Below are 20,668 nucleotides of genomic sequence, written 5' to 3' on the forward strand. Positions count from 1 at the left end.
GTGGGTACTCCTTGTCATTTCGCCTTGTTCGAGCTGCAGCCGAGTTTTCGACTGGACCTTGAACAGCTTGCCACGCGCTACCGTGAACTGGCGCGTGGGGTGCATCCGGACCGCTTCGCTGACGCTTCCGAGCGTGAGCAACGCCTGGCGCTGGAGCAATCAGCCAGCCTCAACGAAGCCTATCAGACGCTCAAGAACCCTCCCAAACGCGCGCGCTACCTGCTCGCCATGGGCGGTCGCGAGCTGCCGCTTGAAGTCACGGTCCAGGACCCTGATTTCCTGATGCAGCAGATGCAATGGCGCGAAGAGCTGGAAGAACTGCAGGACGAAGCCGATCTGGCCGGAATCGCAGTCTTCAAGCGCCGTCTGAAAGTGGCCCAGGATGAACTCAACGAAAGCTTCGCAGCCTGTTGGGATGATGCAGCGCAACGTGAGCAGGCCGAACGCCTGATGCGGCGCATGCAGTTCCTCGACAAGCTCACCTACGAAGTGCGCCAGTTAGAAGAGCGCCTCGACGATTAACCCAGTGCCGCCCAGGTTGCACGCCTGATATACAGATAAGTCCTGATTACCATGGCCCTACTGCAGATCGCCGAACCCGGTCAAAGTCCTCAACCGCACCAGCGTCGTCTGGCGGTCGGGATTGACTTGGGCACTACCAATTCGCTGGTCGCTGCATTGCGCAGCGGCCTTTCCGAGCCGCTGCCCGACGCTGATGGCCAAGTCATCCTGCCGTCTGCCGTGCGCTATCACGCCGACCGCACCGAAGTGGGCGAGTCGGCCAAGCTGGCGGCGTCTACCGATCCCCTGAACACCGTGCTGTCGGTCAAGCGCTTGATGGGTCGTGGTCTGTCCGACGTCAAGCAACTGGGCGACCAGCTGCCGTACCGCTTTGTCGGCGGCGAATCCCATATGCCGTTCATCGACACCATCCAGGGCCCGAAAAGCCCGGTGGAAGTGTCGGCCGATATCCTCAAAGTGCTGCGTCAGCGCGCAGAAACCACCCTGGGCGGCGAACTGGTGGGGGCGGTGATTACTGTTCCTGCGTATTTCGATGACGCTCAGCGCCAGGCCACCAAGGATGCGGCGAAACTGGCCGGCCTGAACGTACTGCGCCTGCTCAACGAGCCGACCGCGGCCGCTGTGGCTTACGGCCTGGATCAGCACGCCGAAGGCCTGGTCGCTATTTACGACCTGGGCGGCGGCACCTTTGATATTTCGATCCTGCGCCTGACCGGCGGTGTCTTCGAAGTGCTGGCTACCGGTGGCGACACCGCCCTGGGTGGCGATGACTTCGATCACGCCATTGCTGGCTGGATCATCACCAGCGCCGGCTTGTCTGCCGACCTGGATCCGGGCGCGCAACGTAACCTGCTGCAAACCGCTTGCGCCGCTAAAGAAGCCCTGACTGATGCTGCATCGGTTGAAGTTTCCTACGGTAGTTGGTCTGCTCAGCTGACCCGCGAAGCCTTTGATTCGTTGATCGAACCGATGGTCGCCCGCAGTCTGAAAGCCTGCCGTCGCGCGGTGCGTGACTCGGGTGTCGAGCTGGAAGACGTGGCTGCCGTGGTCATGGTGGGTGGTTCGACCCGCGTGCCACGTGTCCGCGAAGCTGTTGCTGAAGCCTTTGGTCGCCAACCGCTGACCGAAATCGACCCGGATCAAGTGGTGGCCATTGGTGCCGCGATCCAGGCCGATACCCTCGCCGGTAACAAACGCGATGGTGGCGAACTGCTGCTGCTCGACGTGATTCCGTTGTCCCTGGGGTTGGAAACCATGGGTGGCCTGATGGAGAAGGTGATTCCACGCAACACCACCATCCCCGTTGCTCGCGCCCAGGACTTCACCACCTACAAAGACGGCCAGACGGCCATGATGATTCATGTGCTGCAAGGCGAGCGTGAACTGATCAGCGACTGCCGTTCCCTGGCGCGCTTTGAGTTGCGCGGCATTCCGGCGATGGTGGCCGGTGCGGCGAAGATTCGCGTGACCTTCCAGGTCGACGCCGACGGTTTGCTCAGCGTTGCTGCCCGCGAATTGGCCTCCGGCGTCGAAGCCAGCATCCAGGTCAAGCCGTCCTACGGCCTGACCGACGGCGAAATCGCCAAGATGCTCAAGGATTCGTTCCAGTACGCCGGTGACGACAAGGTCGCCCGCGTGTTGCGTGAGCAGCAAGTTGACGCCCAGCGCCTGCTTGAAGCGGTGCAGGGCGCCCTTGATGCCGACGGTGAGCGTCTTCTGGATGCCGAAGAGCGCATGGTCATCGACCTGCAAATGCAGGAACTGGCTGAATTGATGAAAGGCACCGATGGTTACGCCATCGAGCAACAGACCAAGCGCCTGTCGCAAGTGACCGATGCCTTTGCCGCCCGTCGTATGGACCAGACGGTGAAAGCCGCCCTGGCGGGCCGCAACTTGAACGAACTTGAGGATTAACTGATGCCGCAGATCATTTTTCTGCCACACGCCGAGCATTGCCCGGACGGTATGGTTGTGGAGGCTGAGACCGGCAAGTCCATTCTCGAAGTCGCTCACGACAACCACATCGAGATCGAAAGCGCCTGCGGCGGCGTCAACGCCTGTACCACCTGCCACTGCATCGTCCGCGAAGGTTTCAACAGCCTCGAAGAGGCTGATGAGCTGGAAGAGGACTATCTTGATAGGGCGTGGGGCCTTGAGCCGACATCGCGCTTGAGCTGTCAGGCAAAAGTGGGAACAGAAGACCTTACCGTCGAGATCCCGAAATACTCGCTCAACCATGCCGCCGAAGCGCCGCACTGATTCAAGGAAGCGTCATGAGTCTTAAATGGGTTGAAGTGCAAGAAATTGCTATTCAGTTGGCGGACAAATACCCGGATACGGATCCCTATTCGGTGAACTTCGTCAAATTGCGTCAGATGGTCATGGAACTGCCCGAATTCGATGATATTCCTGATCGAGGCGGCGAGAAGGTGCTGGAAGCTATCCAGACAGCCTGGAACGATGAGCGGGACTAGGACCATTTTACGCAGTTAGGCAATACCCAAGAACCCGCGTATAATTCGCGGGTTTAATTTTTCGCAAATTACCGTTTCTGGAGTTACACCATGGCTGTTCAACGTACTTTCTCCATCATCAAGCCTGACGCTGTTGCAAAAAACGTCATCGGCGAGATCACCACTCGTTTCGAAAAAGCCGGCCTGAAGGTTGTAGCTTCGAAACTCAAGCAACTGTCCAAGGCTGAAGCTGAAGGCTTCTACGCTGAGCACAGCGCTCGTGGTTTCTTCGGCGACCTGGTTGCCTTCATGATCTCCGGTCCTGTTGTTGTTCAGGTTCTGGAAGGCGAAAACGCTATCGCTCTGAACCGTGAGCTGATGGGCGCTACCAACCCTAAAGAAGCTGCTGCCGGCACCATCCGTGCTGACTTCGCTGAATCGATCGACGCCAACGCCGTTCACGGTTCGGACTCCGAAGCCGCTGCTGCCCGCGAAATCTCGTACTTTTTCGCTGCTACTGAAGTAACCGCTCGCTAAGCATTGGCTTAAAAGAGCGAAGGTGAATCCATGACTACATTGACTGCAAAAACCAACCTGCTGGGTCTGACTCAACAGGAAATGGAAAAATTCTTCGACTCAATCGGGGAGAAGCGTTTTCGTGCCGCTCAGGTAATGAAGTGGATTCACCATCTTGGCGTCGATGATTTCGACGCCATGACGAACGTCAGCAAGGCCCTGCGCGACAAGCTCAAGGCCATTGCCGAAGTTCGCGGCCCCGAAGTGGTCAGCGAGGACATTTCCACCGACGGCACCCGTAAGTGGGTGGTGCGCGTGGCGTCCGGCAGCTGCGTCGAGACCGTGTACATTCCCCAGGGCAAACGCGGCACGCTGTGCGTTTCGTCCCAGGCAGGCTGTGCCCTGGATTGCAGTTTCTGCTCCACCGGCAAGCAAGGTTTCAACAGCAACCTCACCGCCGCCGAAGTCATCGGCCAGGTGTGGATTGCCAATAAATCGTTTGGCAGCATCCCGGCAACCGCCGACCGTGCCATCACCAACGTGGTGATGATGGGCATGGGCGAACCGCTGCTGAACTTCGACAACGTGGTTGCGGCCATGCACCTGATGATGGACGACCTGGGCTACGGCATCTCCAAGCGCCGTGTGACCCTGTCGACCTCCGGCGTGGTACCGATGATTGATGAGCTGGCCAAGCACATCGACGTCTCCCTTGCGTTGTCGCTGCACGCACCGAATGACGCATTGCGTAACCAATTGGTGCCGATCAACAAGAAGTATCCGCTTAAGATGCTGCTCGAATCTTGCCAGCGCTACATGGCGACCTTGGGCGAAAAACGTGTGTTGACCATTGAGTACACCATGCTCAAGGACATCAACGACAAGGTCGAGCACGCGGTCGAGATGATCGAGCTGCTCAAGAATGTACCGTGCAAGATCAACCTGATTCCGTTTAACCCGTTTCCCCATTCTGGCTACGAGCGGCCGAGCAACAACGCCATCCGCCGTTTCCAGGATCAACTGCACCATGCAGGCTTCAATGTCACCGTGCGCACCACCCGCGGCGAAGACATCGATGCAGCATGTGGCCAATTGGTAGGACAGGTGCTGGATCGCACCCGTCGCAGCGAACGTTATATCGCCGTGCGTGAATTGAGTGCCGCCGACGATATGCCGCAAAGTGCCGCGACTCGAACCTGAGAGAGGATCTCTATGCCCTTGCGCCTTGCGCTGCTTTTGCTTGTTGCCAGCCTCTCGGCTGGCTGTGTTTCATCGGGTCATGACAGCCCGTTGCAAACCGGCAAGGGCCGTGACGAAGCGCGTGCTGCCTATGTGCAGCTGGGCTTGGGGTACTTGCAGCAAGGGATGGCCGAACAGGCCAAGCTGCCGCTGAAGAAGGCCCTTGAGCTGGACGCCAGCGACGCTGACACCAATGCTGCATTGGCCTTGGTGTTCCAGGCCCAGGCCGAGCCCGAACTGGCCGATCAATATTTCCACAAGGCCCTGGCCATTCGTCCTGGCGACCCGAGACTGCTGAACAATTACGGCAGTTTTCTGTTTGCGCAGAAACGTTATGACCAGGCGTCCGAATATTTCCAGCAGGCTGCGGCCGATACCCTCTATCCTGAGCGCTCGCGGGTTTTCGAGAACCTTGGGGTGACCTCAGTGCTTCTTGGCCAGCGCGACACCGCCCGCCAGCAACTGGAAAAAGCCCTGCACCTGAACCAGCGCCAGCCACGAGCATTGCTCGAAATGGCTGAGTTGTCCTTCGAAGACAGGCATTATGTGCCGGCACGTGACTATTACGAGCGTTTTAGCCTGCTGAGCGGGCAAAATGCACGTAGTCTATTGCTCGGTGTGCGCCTGGCGACGGTTCATGAAGAACGCGACAAGGCCGCACGTTTTGGCCAGCAACTCGAACGACTCTATCCCGGTACGCCGGAATATCAGCAATACCTGTCGGAGCAATGATGAAAGCGGCGCACCCGGAAGTTGTAGCAGCTAATCGTGGAAACCCAGGCGAGACCTTGCGTCAGGCCCGCGAAAGCAATGGTTGGTCGCTGGCAGAAGTGGCCCTCAAGCTCAATTTGACCACGACTTCATTGGGCAACCTTGAAGCTGGCGCGTTCGACAAGCTGCCAGGGCATACCTTTGCCCGCGGCTATATCCGCGCCTACGCCAAGTTGCTCGGTATCGACCAGGCCGCATTGGTCCAGGAATTCGACCAGATCACCGGCACCGATTCCCAAGGCAGCAATGTCCATGGCCTGGGCCGCATAGAAGAGCCTGTGCGGGTTTCCCACACTATTTTGCGAATTGTCAGCCTGTTGCTGCTGATCGCCGTGATCGGCGGTGGCTTTGTATGGTGGCAGGACCAGACCTCCCAGCGCGGCAAGGACCTGTCCAGCAACGCCATGGAGCACGTCGAAGTCGAAAGCGCCGACGGCACCACCCAGATTCATCCGCTGGACGAGCCGGAAGACCAGGCCGTAGCCCAGGGCCAGGCCGCGCCTGAGGCCGAGCCTGGTGCCGAGCAACCTGCGCCGGAAGCCGGGGCTGCCCCTGCCGCTCCTGCCGTCGCACCCGCTCCAGCGGTTGCAACGACGCCTGTTGCTCCGGCTCACACGCCAGCCGCTCCGGCCCATGCCCCGGCTGTGCCTGCGCCGGCTCCGGCGACAACGGCTCCGGTCACCCCGGCAGCCCCGGCGATTTCCGCGCCAACCACGCCGGTGCTTATCGCCGGTGATGGCCGAGTACAAATTACCTACGTCGCTGACTGCTGGACGCAAGTCTCCGATGGCAACGGCAAGGTGCTGTTCAGTGGTCTGAAGCGTAAGGGAGATACACTTGACCAGGGCGGCAAGCCTCCTTTGACGCTGCGTCTGGGCTTCGCCCGTGGCGCGCAAGTGGCCTACAACGGCCAGCCTGTGGACGTGGCGCCGTTCACCAGTGGCGAGACTGCTCGCCTCAAGTTGGGACAATAAAGTCATGCACGGCGAATCTCCAATCAAACGTCGCGTATCGCGCAAGATCTGGGTCGGCTCGGTGCCGGTGGGCGGCGATGCCCCCATCGCTGTACAGAGCATGACCAACAGCGACACCAATGATGTGGCGGCCACCGTTGCCCAGATCAATCGTCTGGAAGCGGCTGGCGTCGATATCGTGCGGGTGTCCGTGCCGGACATGGACGCTGCCGAAGCCTTCGGCCGCATCAAGCAACTGGTCAAGGTGCCGCTGGTCGCCGATATCCACTTCGACTACAAGATCGCGTTGCGCGTGGCCGAACTGGGCGTCGATTGCCTGCGGATCAACCCGGGCAACATCGGTCGTGAAGACCGGGTTCGCGCCGTGGTGGATGCTGCCCGTGATCGCGGGATTCCAATCCGCATCGGCGTCAATGCCGGTTCCCTGGAAAAAGACCTGCAAAAGAAATACGGCGAGCCGACTCCGGCCGCATTGGTCGAGTCCGCGTTGCGCCACGTTGAACACCTTGAGCGCCTGAATTTCCAGGACTTCAAGGTCAGCGTAAAGGCTTCCGACGTGTTCATGGCGGTAGAAGCGTACCGCCTGCTGGCCAAGGAAATCGTCCAGCCATTGCACCTGGGTATCACCGAAGCCGGCGGTTTACGCTCAGGCACAGTGAAATCTGCGGTGGGTCTCGGTATGCTGCTGGCCGACGGGATTGGCGATACTATTCGCATCTCCCTCGCGGCAGACCCGGTAGAGGAAGTGAAAGTCGGCTACGACATTCTCAAATCCCTGCATTTGCGTTCCCGTGGCATCAACTTCATTGCCTGCCCGAGTTGCTCGCGGCAGAACTTCGACGTGGTGAAAACCATGAACGAACTGGAAGTACGCCTCGAGGACCTGCTGGTGCCGCTGGATGTTGCGGTGATTGGTTGTGTGGTCAACGGGCCGGGTGAGGCCAAAGAGGCCCATGTGGGCCTGACCGGTGGTACGCCAAACCTGATTTACATCGACGGCAAGCCGTCGCAGAAACTGACGAATGACAATCTGGTGGATGAGCTGGAACGGCTGATCCGCCAGAAAGCGGCCGAAAAGGTCGAAGCTGACGCAGCGGTTATCGCGCGCGGCTGATCGAACGAATTTAAGGATTTGATGTGAGCAAGTCTCTGCAAGCCATTCGTGGCATGAACGACATCCTGCCTGAGCAGACGCCCCTGTGGCGCTACTTCGAGGGCACTGTCGCGCGCCTGCTGGATAACTACGGTTACAAGCAGATCCGCATGCCGATCGTCGAGTTCACCGAGCTGTTCAAACGCTCCATCGGTGAAGTGACCGACATCGTCGAAAAAGAGATGTACACCTTCGAAGACCGCAACGGCGACTCCCTGACCCTGCGTCCCGAAGGTACTGCCGCGTGCGTGCGTGCGGTGCTGGAACATGGCCTCACCGGCGGTGGCCAGCCGCAGAAGCTTTGGTACATCGGCCCGATGTTCCGCCACGAACGTCCGCAAAAAGGCCGTTATCGCCAGTTCCACCAGATCGGCCTGGAAGTGTTCAACCTCGACGGTCCGGACATCGACGCCGAGCTGATCGTACTGACCTGGCGCCTGTGGGGCATGCTGGGCATCCGTGACGCGGTGAAGCTTGAGCTCAACAGTCTGGGCACCAGCGAATCCCGAGGTCGCTACCGCGAAGCCCTGGTCGAATTCCTGTCGGCTCACCTGGACAAGCTGGACGAAGACAGCCAGCGCCGTCTGAAAACCAACCCGCTGCGGGTACTGGACACCAAGAACGCCGAGACCCAGGCCGTACTCGTGGACGCGCCAAAAATGGCCGACTACCTGGACGACGAATCCCGTATCCACTTCGAGGGCCTCAAGGCTCGCCTGGATGCGGCCGGTATTCCTTACGTCATCAACCCTAAATTGGTGCGTGGTCTCGATTACTACAGCAAGACCGTGTTCGAGTGGGTCACCGACAAGCTCGGCGCCCAGGGCACCGTGTGTGCCGGTGGCCGTTACGACGGCCTGGTCGAGCAGATGGGCGGCAAGCCGACCACCGGTGTCGGTTTCGCCATGGGCATCGAGCGGCTGATCCTGCTGCTGGAAACCCTGGAGCAGGTTCCCGATGAAATCTCCCGTCAGGTGGACGTGTACTTCTGTGCCTTTGGCGAGGCGGCTGAACTGGCTGCCCTGGCCCTGAGCGAGAATTTGCGCGACCAACTGCCGAACCTGCGCCTGCAAGTCAATGCCGGCGCCGGCAGCTTCAAAAGCCAGTTCAAGAAAGCCGACAAGAGCGGTGCACTGTATGCACTGATCCTGGGTGATGATGAGTTGGCCCAGCAAGTGGTAAGTTTCAAACCCCTGCGTGGTCAGGGTGAACAACAAAGCATTGCCTTTGATGCGCTTGCAGCGCACCTGGCCACCTGCATCGTGCAGGGTTGAAGCTGTCAAACAGCCGATTTAGCGATTAAGGAGTATTGGGGTGTCGAGTACTGATGATGACCAGCTGGCCGAGTTCAAAGACTGGTGGCAGCGCAACGGCAAGCCCCTGGTCACTGGCGGTTTGCTGGCTTTAGTAGTGGTGTTCGGCTGGCAAGCCTGGCACAAGTATCAGGCTAACCAGTCGCAAGGCGCCTCGATTATCTATCAGCAATTGCTGGAAACCACGCTGACGCCAAACGGCAAGCCGGACCTCGCCCAAGTGGCAGACCTGGCTGGCAAGCTGAAGAGCGAATTCGGCGGTAGCACCTACGCGCAATACGGCAGCCTGTTCGTCGCAAAAGTTGCGGTCGACAACGGCAAGCTGGATGACGCAGCCTCCGAGCTGAAAGCCATCACCGACAAGCCGGCCAACCCGACACTGGGTGAAATCGCACGTCAGCGTCTGGCTCAGGTACTGGCGGCACAGAACAAGGCCGACGACGCACTGAAACTGCTCGACGGCGATGCTGACAAGGCATTCCTGGCTACTCGTGAAGAGCTCAAGGGCGACCTGCTGGTCCAATTGGGTCGTACCGACGAAGCCAATGCTGCGTACCAAAAAGCCAAGGCGGCGCTGTCTGATGAAGCGGCGGTCGGTGGCTTACAAATCAAGCTCGACGACTTGGCCAAAGGGGATGCGTGACGTGATCCGTTGGAAACATGCAGCATTGCTGGCTCTGGCCGTTTTGGCCGCGGGTTGCAGCAGCAACAGCAAAAAAGAACTGCCTCCGGCCGAGCTGACCAGCTTCAAGGAAGAAGTGGTCCTGCAAAAGCAGTGGAGCCGCTCCATTGGTGACGGTCAGGGCGATCTTTACAACCTGATGGTCCCGGCGATCGACGGTGACACCATCTTCGCCGCTGACTCCACCGGCGTTGTGGTCTCCATGGATCGCATGAACGGCGACGTCAAGTGGAAGAAAGACCTCGAACTGCCTGTGTCCGGCGCCGTTGGCGTGGGTTCTGGCATGGTGATGCTCGGCACGCTGAAAGGCGACGTCGTGGCGCTGGATTCGAGCACCGGTGAAGAGAAATGGCGCGCTCGCGTGACCAGTGAAGTGCTCTCGCCACCGGCTACCAACGGTGACGTGGTTGTCGTCCAGACCCAGGATGACCGTGTGATCGGCCTCGACGCCGCCACCGGTAACCAGCGCTGGTTGTACGACAGCACGCCGGCGGTCCTGACCTTGCGCGGTACCAGCGGTCCGGTTGTGACCAGCAACCTGGCACTGGCAGGCCTGTCGACCGGTAAAGTGGTCGCCCTGGACACCCAGAACGGCGTGCCGGCCTGGGAAACCCGGGTCGCGATCCCTCAAGGTCGTTCGGAACTGGACCGCGTAGTGGACATCGACGGTGGCTTGCTGCTGTCGGGTGATACCCTCTACGTCGCCACTTATCAGGGCCGTGTTGCGGCACTGGACGTGCAAAGCGGCCGGATCAACTGGCAGCGTGATGCTTCCAGCTACGCCGGTGTCGCCCAAGGGTTTGGCAGCGTCTACGTAAGCCTGGCGTCCGGCACCGTTGAAAGTGTCGACGAGCGTTCCACCACTGCATTGTGGAGCAACGACTCCCTGGCCCGCCGTCAACTGTCGGCACCGGAAGTGTTCTCCAGCTACGTAGCGGTAGGTGACTTTGAAGGTTACCTGCACCTGCTGAGCCAGGTAGACGGTCGCTTCGTCGGTCGCGAACGCATCGACAGCGACGGCCTGCGTGCCCGTCCGCTGGTGGTAGGTAACATGCTTTACGTGTATGGCAACAGCGGCAAACTGGAAGCGCTGACCATCAAGTAATGGTTTGACTATGCTTGGGGTAATTCCCAGGCGGCCCTGCTTCGGCAGGGCATGCGGCGCTTCCGAGCGCTGCCCCGAGCACCAGCCGCTGCCTTGCAGCGGCTTTTGTATTTTCTGAAATAACGAAGTGGAGAGCCGCATGGTTCCCGTAATCGCCCTGGTGGGCCGACCGAACGTCGGCAAGTCCACCTTGTTCAACCGCCTGACCAGGACTCGCGACGCCATCGTCGGCGACTTGTCCGGTCTGACCCGTGATCGCCAATACGGTGAGGCAAAGTGGCAAGGGCGCTCCTACATTATTGTCGACACCGGTGGTATCTCCGGTGACGAGCATGGCATGGACGAAAAGATGGCCGAGCAGTCGCTGCTGGCCATTGAAGAAGCCGATGTCGTGTTGTTCCTGGTGGACGCCCGCGCGGGCTACACCGCCGCTGACCAAATGATTGGCGAGCACCTGCGCAAGCGCAACAAGCGTTCCTACGTGGTGGCCAACAAGATCGACAACATCGATCCTGAAATGGCCCGCGCCGAATTCAGCCCGATGGGCCTGGGCGACGCGATCCCGATCGCCGGTGCTCACGGTCGTGGCATCACCCAGATGCTGGAAATCGCCCTGCGCGATTTCCCGCGTGATGACGTGGATGAAGTCGAAGGCGAAGAAGAGATCGTTGCCGAAGGCGAGGAAGCCAAGCGCATTCCTGGCCCAAGCGAAAAAGACGGTATCAAGATCGCGATCATCGGTCGCCCGAACGTCGGCAAGTCGACCCTGGTCAACCGTATGCTCGGTGAAGACCGGGTCATCGTCTATGACGAGCCCGGCACCACCCGCGACAGTATCTACATCCCGTTCGAGCGTAACGACGAGAAGTACACGCTGATCGACACCGCCGGTGTGCGCAAGCGCGGCAAGATCCACGAGGAAGTTGAAAAGTTCTCCGTGGTGAAAACCCTGCAGGCGATCAAAGACGCCAACGTGGTGATCTTCGTCATGGACGCCCGCGAAGGCGTGGTAGACCACGACCTGAACTTGCTGGGCTTTGCCCTGGAAGCCGGTCGCGCCCTGGTGATTGCGATCAACAAGTGGGATGGCATGACGCCAAGCGAGCGCGACTACGTCAAGGTCGAGCTGCAGCGTCGTCTGTTCTTCGTCGAGTTCGCCGATATTCACTTTATCTCGGCACTGCACGGTACCGGCGTGGGCAACCTCTACGCGTCGGTGCAGAACTCGTTCAAGTCCGCGGTTACCCGCTGGCCGACTAACCGCCTGACCCAGATTCTTGAAGATGCGGTCAGCGAGCACGCGCCACCGATGGTCAATAACCGTCGGATCAAGCTGCGCTACGCCCACTTGGGTGGCGCCAACCCGCCGATTATCGTGATCCACGGTAACCAGTTGGAGAAAGTGCCGAAGTCCTACGTGCGTTACCTGGAAAATACCTATCGCCGTGTCTTGAAACTGGTCGGTACGCCGATCCGTATCGAGTTCAAGGGTGGCGAGAACCCGTACGAAGGTAACAAGAACAGCCTCACCGACCGCCAGGTAAACAAAAAGCGCCGGATGATGACGCACCACAAGAAAGCCGACAAAAAGCGCCGCGACAAGCGCTGATCCTGATCGGTTAAAAAAGGGCTCTTTCAGAGCCCTTTTTTGTGCCTGGCGGTTGACCCTTCGCGGCATGCAGCTTAAAACTTGGGGCTCACCGCAAGGGGCGCACCGATGATCACCAGCAAGCTGCCGAATGTCGGCACCACCATCTTCACCACCATGTCGCAACTCGCCGCCGAAACCGGTGCGCTCAACCTGTCCCAAGGTTTTCCCGACTTCAATGGGCCGCAAGGTTTGCTCGATGCGGTGGGCAAGCACATTGCCCTCGGCCATAACCAATACGCGCCCATGACCGGCCTGCCGGTGCTGCGCCAGCAAGTGGCGGCCAAGATTGCCCGCAGCTATGGCGCCACGGTGAATGCCGACAGCGAAGTGACCATCACCCCTGGCGCCACCGAGGCGATCTTCTGTGCGATCCAGGCGGTGATTCGCAGCGGTGATGAAGTCATCGTGTTCGATCCTGCCTACGACAGCTACGAGCCGTCGGTAGAACTGGCAGGCGGTCGCTGCGTGCATGTGCAACTGGGCCTGGCTGACTTCGCCCTGGACTTCGAGCAACTGCGTGCCGCGCTGTCACCGCGCACCCGCATGATCATCCTCAACAGCCCCCACAACCCCACCGGCGCCCTGATCAGCCGTGCCGAGCTGGACCAGTTGGCCGAGTTGATCCGCGACCGCGATATCTACCTGGTCAGCGATGAGGTCTACGAGCACCTGGTATTTGACGGTGTGCCCCACGTCAGCGTGCTGGCCCACGAAGAGCTGTACCAGCGTGCCTTTGTGGTCAGCTCCTTCGGCAAGACCTACCACGTCACCGGCTGGAAAACCGGCTATGTGGTCGCGCCCCCGGCCCTCAGCGCCGAGCTGCGCAAGGTGCATCAATATGTCAACTTTTGCGGCGTGACCCCGTTGCAGTACGCTTTGGCAGACTTCATGGCCGAACACCCGGAACACGTCGAAGAACTGCCGGCGTTTTATCAAGCCAAGCGCGACCTGTTCTGCGACCTGCTGGAACCGTCGCGTTTCAGCTTTAGCCGGGTGGCCGGTACTTACTTCCAACTGGTGGATTACTCACAGATTCGCCCGGACCTGGATGACGTCGCCATGTCACTGTGGATGACCCGCGAACATGGCGTGGCGACGATCCCGGTCTCGGTGTTCTACCAGAACCCACCGCAAGGCCAGCGCCTGGTGCGACTGTGCTTTGCCAAACGCGAGGAGACGCTGCGTCAAGCAGCCGAGAAACTATGCGTGATCTGAGTGCACTGCCCAACCTGAACATTGCTTTGGTGCAAACCACCCTGGCCTGGCACGACCGCCAGGCGAACCTGGAGCATTTCGAACTGCTGCTGGAGCAGGCAAGCGGCGCCGACCTGATCGTGCTGCCGGAGATGTTCACCACCGGTTTCTCGATGGAATCGCAAACCCTTGCCGAACCTGAAAACGGTCCCACCCATCAATGGCTGCAGGCTCAGGCGAAGAAGTACAACGCCGTGATCACCGGCAGCGTGATCATCCAGGCCGCTGACCGCAGCCACCGCAACCGCCTGCTGTGGGCGCGCCCGGATGGCGAGGTGTTGCACTACGACAAGCGGCACCTGTTCCGCATGGCCGGTGAGCATGACCACTACACCCCCGGCGAGCGCCAGGTGCAGTTCGAACTCAAGGGCTGGCGGATTCGTCCGCTGATCTGCTACGACCTGCGCTTCCCGGTATGGAGCCGTGATGCCCAGGACACGGACCTGCTGCTGTACACCGCCAACTGGCCGGGTGCACGACGCCAGCACTGGAACCGCCTGCTGCCGGCCCGGGCCATCGAAAACCTGTGCTACGTGGCGGCGGTGAATCGAGTGGGCACTGACGGGAAAGGTTTTGCCTACACCGGTGACAGCCAGGTCGTGGACTTCCAGGGAGAAAGCCTGCTGAGTGCAGGGGAGGCGGACGGGGTGTTCCAGGTGTGCCTGGATGCGGCGGAATTGGCAGCGTACCGCACACGCTTCCCGGCGAACCTGGATGCGGACAGCTTCGCGTTTGTCTGAAGGACCTCCATTGCCAGGGAGATCGCTATCGCGGGCAAGCCCGGCTCCCACAGTTGATCTGAGTTGTCTGGAGGAATGCATTCCCCTGTGGGAGCCGGGCTTGCCCGCGATGAGGCCCTGACAGTCACCACAAATTTCGAACTCCACAAAAAAGGCCCCTGGATTCTCATCCCGGGGCCTTTTGCATTTCAGCGATCAGTAGTTACGCCGCCTTGGCTTCCTGATGGCTCAACGAGCGGTTCAGCGCGCTGAACAGTGCCTTGAAGCTTGCCGTGGTGATGTTTTCATCAATGCCCACGCCGTGCACCGGACGCTCACCGTTCACTCGCAGCTCAATGTAGGCCGCCGCCTTGGCATTGGTGCCGGCGCCAATCGCGTGTTCGTTGTAGTCCATGATCTCCACGCCAATCGGCAGCCCGGCCACCAGTGCTTCCAGGGCGCCGTTGCCTTTACCGTGCCAGCGCAGGTTAGTTTCGCCCTGGCCCTTGCCGGAGACTTCAACTTCCACCGAGCTGTTGCCGTTCTCTTCCTGCAGGCGATGGCTCACCAGCGCGTACGGCGTGTTGGCTTGCAGGTATTCACGCTGCAACAAGCTGTAGATCTGCGCGGCAGTCATCTCCAGGCCCACACGGTCGGTTTCGGCCTGTACCACCTGGCTGAACTCGATCTGCATGCGGCGCGGCAAGCTGATGCCGTATTCCTGCTCCAGCAGATAGGCGATACCGCCTTTGCCCGACTGGCTGTTGACGCGGATCACCGCCTCGTAGCTGCGGCCGATGTCGGCCGGGTCGATCGGCAAGTACGGCACCTCCCACAGGGCGTCGTCTTTCTGCTGGGTGAAGCCCTTGCGGATCGCGTCCTGGTGGGAGCCGGAGAAGGCGGTGTGAACCAGGTCGCCAACATACGGGTGACGTGGGTGCACCGGGATCTGGTTGCACTCTTCGACGACCTTGCGGATGCCGTCGATGTCGGAGAAGTCCAACTGCGGGTCGAGGCCCTGGGTGTACATGTTCAACGCCACCGTCACCAGGTCGACGTTACCGGTACGCTCGCCGTTGCCGAACAGGCAGCCTTCGACGCGATCAGCGCCGGCCATCAGGCCCAGCTCGGTGGCGGCGACGCCAGTGCCACGGTCGTTGTGGGTGTGCAGGCTGATGATCACGCTGTCGCGACGGTTGATATGGCGACCGAACCACTCGATCTGGTCGGCATAGATGTTCGGGGTGGCACATTCCACGGTAGCCGGCAGGTTGAGGATCACCTTGTGCTCGGGCGTCGGGTTCCAGACCTCGATCACCGCGTCACAGACTTCCTTGGCGAACTCCAGCTCAGTGGCGCTGAAGGTCTCTGGCGAGTACTCGAAGGTCCACTGGGTTTCCGGCTGCTGGGCGGCGTATTTGACGAACAGCTTGGCCGCGTTGACCGCGATGGCCTTGATGCCGTCCTTGTCCTGGTTGAACACGATGCGGCGGAACGACGGCGAGGTGGCGTTGTACAAGTGAACGATGGCTTTCTTCGCGCCGCGCAGGGATTCGAAGGTGCGCGCGATCAAGTCTTCACGGCCCTGGGTCAGCACCTGGATGGTGGTGTCCGCGGGGATGTGGTTGTCTTCGATCAGGGTACGCACGAAGTCGAAGTCGGTTTGCGAGGCGGCCGGGAAGGAGGCTTCGATTTCCTTCACGCCGACGGCGACCAGGGTCTTCCAGAAGCGCAGCTTTTTCACCGCGTCCATCGGTTCGATCAGAGACTGGTTGCCGTCGCGCAAGTCGGAACTGCACCAGATCGGCGCGGCGGTGATGGTCTTCGACGGCCAGGTACGGTCCGGGATATCAATGGTCGGGAACGCGCGGTACTTCGAAGACGGGTCTTTGAGCATGCTCATCGGGAAATCCTTTGTTTAGGGGCCGAGAAGAGGCGGCCTGCCGTAAAACTGTTATTGGGGATAAAGCAAAAGACGAGGCAGATCGATTCAGCCTGGCAGTCGTGCGCTGACGAGGCACAAGCTGCGGTGCTGGCGGAGCTGAATGAGGGTGTGAGAGGTTTTCATAGGTCCAACCCTAACCGTGAGGCGTTAAGATGGCAAGCCGTGAAAAAAAATTGAGATAATTCCTAAGTTATTCCTGGTTTACGATTTTTTATTGTGTCTTTTATTTGGATTGTTTGTTTTTATTGCTGTTCATTTTGCTGGTGCGCAATTGAGTGGTGGGCTGCGCCGCTACGGGCGGCGCAACCCTGGTCGGCTATCCGGTAAGAAACCTACAAGGTGATCTTGTCGATGTTGTAGTCAATATGAATGTCGCCGATTGGCTCAGGGATGCTGGTGCCGTGCAGCAGCTTGAGCGGAGGTGGAGGGGTATGCGGCGGCTGGCTGATGATAGTCGGCACGCCTTTTGGTGTTGGGCTGATCGAGACGCTTACGCCTGCGGTTAACTCCGAGATACCGGGAATATTGTCATAGGTATTCATGTGCGCCTTGCCGACAACCGCGACGTATTTCTCACCCGCCGGAGTCTGATTGATAAGCTGGGTAGCGGCATAATTGAACTCTTGCAAGCGGTCATCGTAGTAGCGTGAATTGGTTAACCTGCCAATCCTGTTGTCGCTACGCAATGTCAGCTCTCTATGCTCGAGGCCTATGACCTTGATACCGTTTTTTTCCGCCGCCTCAATAACATCCGACACTGTGGGGCTCTTTGATGAGTAGGCGCCGTCGTAGTCTCTTGGCGATGCATAAATGGCTTCTGATGGCGTATAGGCGCCTGCGCCAAACCCGGGCCCTTTCTGAAGAAAGAGTGCGCCTTCCATGTAAAGAGTGGTCACTCCACTGTTTTTGAATGTCTGCATTTGGTCAATCAGGAGTTGAAACGTGGCTGGTTCGTCGTGCATCTCTCCGAATACCAGCCCCCTCACATCCGGCTGTGCCAGGGCACTTTGAACGGCGCTCTTGGGCGTAGCATTAATGTCTACCGGCGCTAGCCGAGGGCGAACAGGCATCTGCCCGTTGGCCATGCTGGTGTAGAAGTCTTGCATGTCCCGTTTGAACCAGCGCCTGATGTGCCCAACCGTTGCACCGCTGGCATCAGTAAAGTCATTCGCACCCTTTCCGGTAATGATCCGGTCCATATATTCATCAGGCGGCGGCGTGGGTCTTCCCCGGTGGCGACTGCCTCCCGGCAATTCGCTCAGGCGCCATTCCCCGTTACCGGCAGACTGCAGGGAAGCCTTGATTCGGCTGCTTTTCGGGGCGCTCAGCGGTGCATTGGGATCGACGATATTGACCTGCCCGTTACGCGCATGGAACGCTGAATCGATCTGATAAACATCGTGGGTCCCTCTGCTGTTGGTATAGCGAATGTACCAATTGTCGCCAACGTTATAGGTACCGTCCGGTCTCAAGGGGTGACCCTTGATCGCGCTGTCGGGTACGGTGTAAGCGCTGAGGTCGCGGCTCGGTAGCCTGGGTGAGGAGTGGGGGGCCGTGCCGGTTGAAGTACCTGCAGGCAATGAGCCTGGCGCTTGCGTCAAGGCTCGCTGGGCAAAGGGTATTTTACTGCCTCCAGCGATTGCCATCGAAGCCTTGTTTACCGGCCGCAGCGGCGCACTGCGAAACAGCGGGATGCCCGCCGCGGAGGTTGTAAAATCAGTGTAGATCGCACGTCCCAGGCCAGGGTTCTTGAGCAGCGCAGGCAGTACCTTGGCGTTTGCCCGCAGGGCCGCCACGCCTGCTTTGCCTAGTCGCAGGCCCGTCGACAGGCCTTTACCAACTACCGGCAACAGGTCCACGAATATAGAGGCTACCTCAATGCCGAATTGAATCTTGTTGGTTGTTGATTGTGTCGCGACTTCCGCGCTGCTGACGGACTGGTAATCCGCCTTGTCTATCAGCATTTGGACCTGATGTTTGTACAGCTCATCCTGCACGTTTCCGGTGATGGGGTGGAGTGTGGCGCCGCCCTTGAGCTTCGCAGCGCCGAGCAAGAGCTCCAGGGAGGACAAAGGGTTAGTCAGCAGGTTGAGCGGATTCGATTTTATTTTTTGTGTGTATTTATCGATGTCGCTCTGCTCGACTGGCGACTTCCGGCCTGCGGTGTAGAGTTTCCATTGTGGCTTTTCGAGCAAGGTGCTCAGTGCATTCTGGTCCGCCACCTCTCGAAAGGCCACGCCGTCAGGCGCGTTCGGGGTGTACAACACCAGCGAAGCGTCGATCTGGTTGCTGATGACCATGACGCCTTGCACCGTTAAGCCATGTTGGACGAGCGTGTTGGTGATGATGGCTTTTCCATCCACCGTGGGGCGGTTTGCCGGCTCGGGATGATCAAGTACCGCGCGAACCCACTGTGCGCCACGTTTGGTAGTGGTCTCGGTGGTGGCGTTGGCGGTATAGGCATCGGGGTTGAGGTCTGCGAGAAAAGCCTCTTTTTCCATCACGTCGGCCAGGGTGGCTTTCCAGGTGTTGCGTATCACGCCCGCAGGCCCTGAGTCTGCATCTGTGGCCAGCCGTTGGTTGAGCAGCTTGGTGTATTCGCCACCGACATCGGCGGTATTGACCAGTGTTTTGAGCTGGTCTGTGCCCAGAACCACCGGTTTGCCGGCAGCGTCCAGAATCGGTTTGCCTTGGGTATCGTTCAAGGGCAGCGTGAAGGTGATCTGGGTATGGGTTGCGCTCTCGCCGGCTGGAAACTCAGTAGGGTTCTTCAACCCCAGGTCAGTCAGTGATAGCTGCGCGTTGTTTACTGAGCGTGACTCGTGACCGCTGGGACGGCCTGTATGAGTGCTGGTTTTGCTTTGCACCTGAACCCTCAATTGGTCAGCATTCACCTGAGCGGTTGGGTACAGTTTTCTGATCGCCTCATTCATCTTGTCCCGGGAAAACTCGGTCAATGAGGGAATGCTTTCCAGCAGTGGAGTCAACCTGTCCTGGCTTTTTTCCTCGGCATGTTCCAACTTTTTGAACAGTTCGTCGTGAACCGGCTGCAAGTTTTTCAGCCATTCGGGTTGCAGTTTGTCGGCCAGTTTCTGGTTGCGTGCCTGCATGGCATTGCTGCCATCAAGCAGGTATGACCAGTCGGCAGCCTCATCAATGGCTTGGTGTAATGGCGTGGTGGATTGGGGGGATATATTGGCAAAGCCCGTATTGATTTCGGCCTGCTGGCGCTTGAGCATCCCAGGCAAAGCTTCGGCCAGCACATCCCCGGCCAGAGGCTCGGCGCTGAGCATCAGGTCGTCCCCGGTGGGTGGGTTCGACCGGTTTTGCAACGATAGCGGTAGCGTCTGCAACAGCAGCTCGGCGCCTGTTCCGCCTTGATCCAGGCGTTGCGCCAACGCCTCACGTGCCTGGGCGGGGGTTGCGAACTCTTCGAATCCCTCGCCGGGTGTATAGAGTACGACCGGGTCATTGGCATCATTGAGCGCCAGGGATCTGCCTTTAGGCCAGGTTGGCGGAGTGGCGAAGGACCCGTCAGTCTGAGTGATGAGAAAGCTGCCCGCGAGTAAAGCACCACGCTCGGTGCCGTCATCCAGGGTGAGCGGATACACACCCGGACGGGCGCCATCGGCAAAGACTTTCTCCCGTTCGGCGAGAGTGGGGTATTGCAGCGCGGCGTCGATCAGTTGTTTGCCTGCCGGGCTCAGGGTGCCGTCGCTTGCGCGCAGTGCCGCCAGTGTCGACAGTTGGCGCTTGTGCAGGGTCAACAATTCGTCCTGCGGCGCCTTCAGTACCGGCGGGTTTGTTTTCGACGGGCGCGGTGTTGTCCAGAAGGCGAGTGACGCCTCGGGATATTGTGTGGTGATGCGTTGGGCGATGGTGTTTAACGAGTGCGTTGTGTCGATGAGTGCCGGCGATTGGCTGGCTGTGCCTTGGCTGAATACGCCCGACTGCACGCCGGCGCCTTCGTCATTGTTCCTCCCAGGCTGGCTCGACAGTTCTGCAATCTTTTTATCCAGTGCCTCCAGAAGAGGTTGCTCAGAGAGCGTTCTGATACTGCCATCGCTCTGTCTGATCCAGCGCCTGAAGGTCAGCTCTGCTGGATTGAGATGGGGTTGGTCGGCAAGCATCGTTGCCACTTGCTGCAACAGGAAATCCTTGAAGTTCGGCTGCTGGCTCTGCAGCCGTTGCATCGCGTGCGTGAGTGAGTCGTGTTGAGTGATGAAGGCTTGCTGATCGCTCACGTTGAAATGGTCTGCGAGTGCTGAGCGTTGCTCCGGTGGTATTCCTGGCGAGTCGGGCAACAGGCCAGGTGGGCTGGTGCTGACGATGGGTGTTGGAAGGGCGGGAGGTAGGGCCGGGGGCTGGATC

At 59.5% G+C, this 20,668-nt stretch carries 17 protein-coding genes; 15 read left to right on the plus strand and 2 right to left on the minus strand.

Going from position 1 to position 20,668, the window contains the following annotated elements; translation table 11 throughout:
- The 15 genes from hscB (at position 1) to HKK54_RS15650 (ending at position 14,373) form a co-directional block, all read left to right on the plus strand.
- Complete coding sequence (hscB, locus tag HKK54_RS15580; RefSeq protein WP_010176869.1) at positions 1 to 522, plus strand: co-chaperone HscB; 522 nt, start codon at positions 1 to 3, stop codon at positions 520 to 522.
- A 51-nt stretch (positions 523 to 573) separates the two neighbouring features.
- The gene (gene hscA / locus HKK54_RS15585) at positions 574 to 2,436 is read left to right on the plus strand and encodes a Fe-S protein assembly chaperone HscA (protein ID WP_169387168.1); all 1,863 of its coding nucleotides are present in this window, start codon (positions 574 to 576) and stop codon (positions 2,434 to 2,436) included.
- Between the two features lie 3 nt (positions 2,437 to 2,439).
- Positions 2,440 to 2,781: an ISC system 2Fe-2S type ferredoxin gene (gene fdx / locus HKK54_RS15590; RefSeq protein WP_010176867.1), complete on the plus strand. Its 342-nt coding sequence runs from the start codon at positions 2,440 to 2,442 to the stop codon at positions 2,779 to 2,781.
- Between the two features lie 14 nt (positions 2,782 to 2,795).
- On the plus strand, positions 2,796 to 2,996 hold the full coding sequence (iscX, locus tag HKK54_RS15595) for a Fe-S cluster assembly protein IscX (protein ID WP_010176866.1): 201 nt from the start codon (positions 2,796 to 2,798) through the stop codon (positions 2,994 to 2,996).
- A gap of 90 nt (positions 2,997 to 3,086) precedes the next feature.
- Positions 3,087 to 3,512, plus strand: coding sequence for a nucleoside-diphosphate kinase (gene ndk, locus HKK54_RS15600; protein ID WP_003175956.1), 426 nt, complete (start codon positions 3,087 to 3,089; stop codon positions 3,510 to 3,512).
- 30 nt (positions 3,513 to 3,542) lie between these two features.
- Entirely contained in the window at positions 3,543 to 4,691 is a 1,149-nt protein-coding gene (rlmN, locus tag HKK54_RS15605) for a 23S rRNA (adenine(2503)-C(2))-methyltransferase RlmN (protein ID WP_003209670.1), read from the plus strand.
- 12 nt (positions 4,692 to 4,703) lie between these two features.
- Positions 4,704 to 5,462, plus strand: coding sequence for a type IV pilus biogenesis/stability protein PilW (pilW, locus tag HKK54_RS15610; RefSeq protein WP_169387169.1), 759 nt, complete (start codon positions 4,704 to 4,706; stop codon positions 5,460 to 5,462).
- Positions 5,462 to 6,475: a RodZ domain-containing protein gene (locus tag HKK54_RS15615; protein ID WP_169387170.1), complete on the plus strand. Its 1,014-nt coding sequence runs from the start codon at positions 5,462 to 5,464 to the stop codon at positions 6,473 to 6,475. Before pilW ends, HKK54_RS15615 begins: the two co-directional genes overlap by 1 nt.
- A gap of 4 nt (positions 6,476 to 6,479) precedes the next feature.
- Positions 6,480 to 7,589 carry a flavodoxin-dependent (E)-4-hydroxy-3-methylbut-2-enyl-diphosphate synthase gene (gene ispG, locus HKK54_RS15620; RefSeq protein WP_003209666.1) on the plus strand — a complete coding sequence of 370 codons (1,110 nt, stop codon included), beginning with the start codon at positions 6,480 to 6,482 and terminating at the stop codon, positions 7,587 to 7,589.
- Between the two features lie 23 nt (positions 7,590 to 7,612).
- Positions 7,613 to 8,902, plus strand: a complete 1,290-nt coding sequence (gene hisS, locus HKK54_RS15625; RefSeq protein ID WP_169387171.1) for a histidine--tRNA ligase — start codon at positions 7,613 to 7,615, stop codon at positions 8,900 to 8,902.
- 40 nt (positions 8,903 to 8,942) lie between these two features.
- Entirely contained in the window at positions 8,943 to 9,584 is a 642-nt protein-coding gene (locus HKK54_RS15630) for a YfgM family protein (protein WP_010176862.1), read from the plus strand.
- Complete coding sequence (gene bamB, locus HKK54_RS15635; protein WP_029616169.1) at positions 9,577 to 10,728, plus strand: outer membrane protein assembly factor BamB; 1,152 nt, start codon at positions 9,577 to 9,579, stop codon at positions 10,726 to 10,728. The genes HKK54_RS15630 and bamB overlap by 8 nt, the downstream gene beginning before the upstream one ends.
- A gap of 139 nt (positions 10,729 to 10,867) precedes the next feature.
- Positions 10,868 to 12,337: a ribosome biogenesis GTPase Der gene (gene der / locus HKK54_RS15640; protein ID WP_003209661.1), complete on the plus strand. Its 1,470-nt coding sequence runs from the start codon at positions 10,868 to 10,870 to the stop codon at positions 12,335 to 12,337.
- 108 nt (positions 12,338 to 12,445) lie between these two features.
- A complete protein-coding gene (locus HKK54_RS15645; protein WP_010176860.1) occupies positions 12,446 to 13,594 on the plus strand; it encodes a pyridoxal phosphate-dependent aminotransferase in 1,149 nt (382 codons plus the stop codon).
- Entirely contained in the window at positions 13,582 to 14,373 is a 792-nt protein-coding gene (locus tag HKK54_RS15650) for an amidohydrolase (RefSeq protein WP_010176859.1), read from the plus strand. The genes HKK54_RS15645 and HKK54_RS15650 overlap by 13 nt, the downstream gene beginning before the upstream one ends.
- 202 nt (positions 14,374 to 14,575) lie before the next feature.
- On the opposite strand, the gene leuA is transcribed toward HKK54_RS15650, so the two are convergent.
- Positions 14,576 to 16,255 (minus strand): 2-isopropylmalate synthase, encoded by a 1,680-nt coding sequence (leuA, locus tag HKK54_RS15655; protein WP_010176858.1) that lies wholly within the window; start codon positions 16,253 to 16,255, stop codon positions 14,576 to 14,578.
- 374 nt (positions 16,256 to 16,629) lie between these two features.
- The gene (locus HKK54_RS15660; RefSeq protein WP_237151068.1) at positions 16,630 to 20,541 is read right to left on the minus strand and encodes a membrane-targeted effector domain-containing toxin; all 3,912 of its coding nucleotides are present in this window, start codon (positions 20,539 to 20,541) and stop codon (positions 16,630 to 16,632) included.
- Positions 20,542 to 20,668: the final 127 nt, after the last annotated feature.

It is taken from the genome of Pseudomonas sp. ADAK13, from assembly GCF_012935715.1.
Classification (GTDB): domain Bacteria; phylum Pseudomonadota; class Gammaproteobacteria; order Pseudomonadales; family Pseudomonadaceae; genus Aquipseudomonas.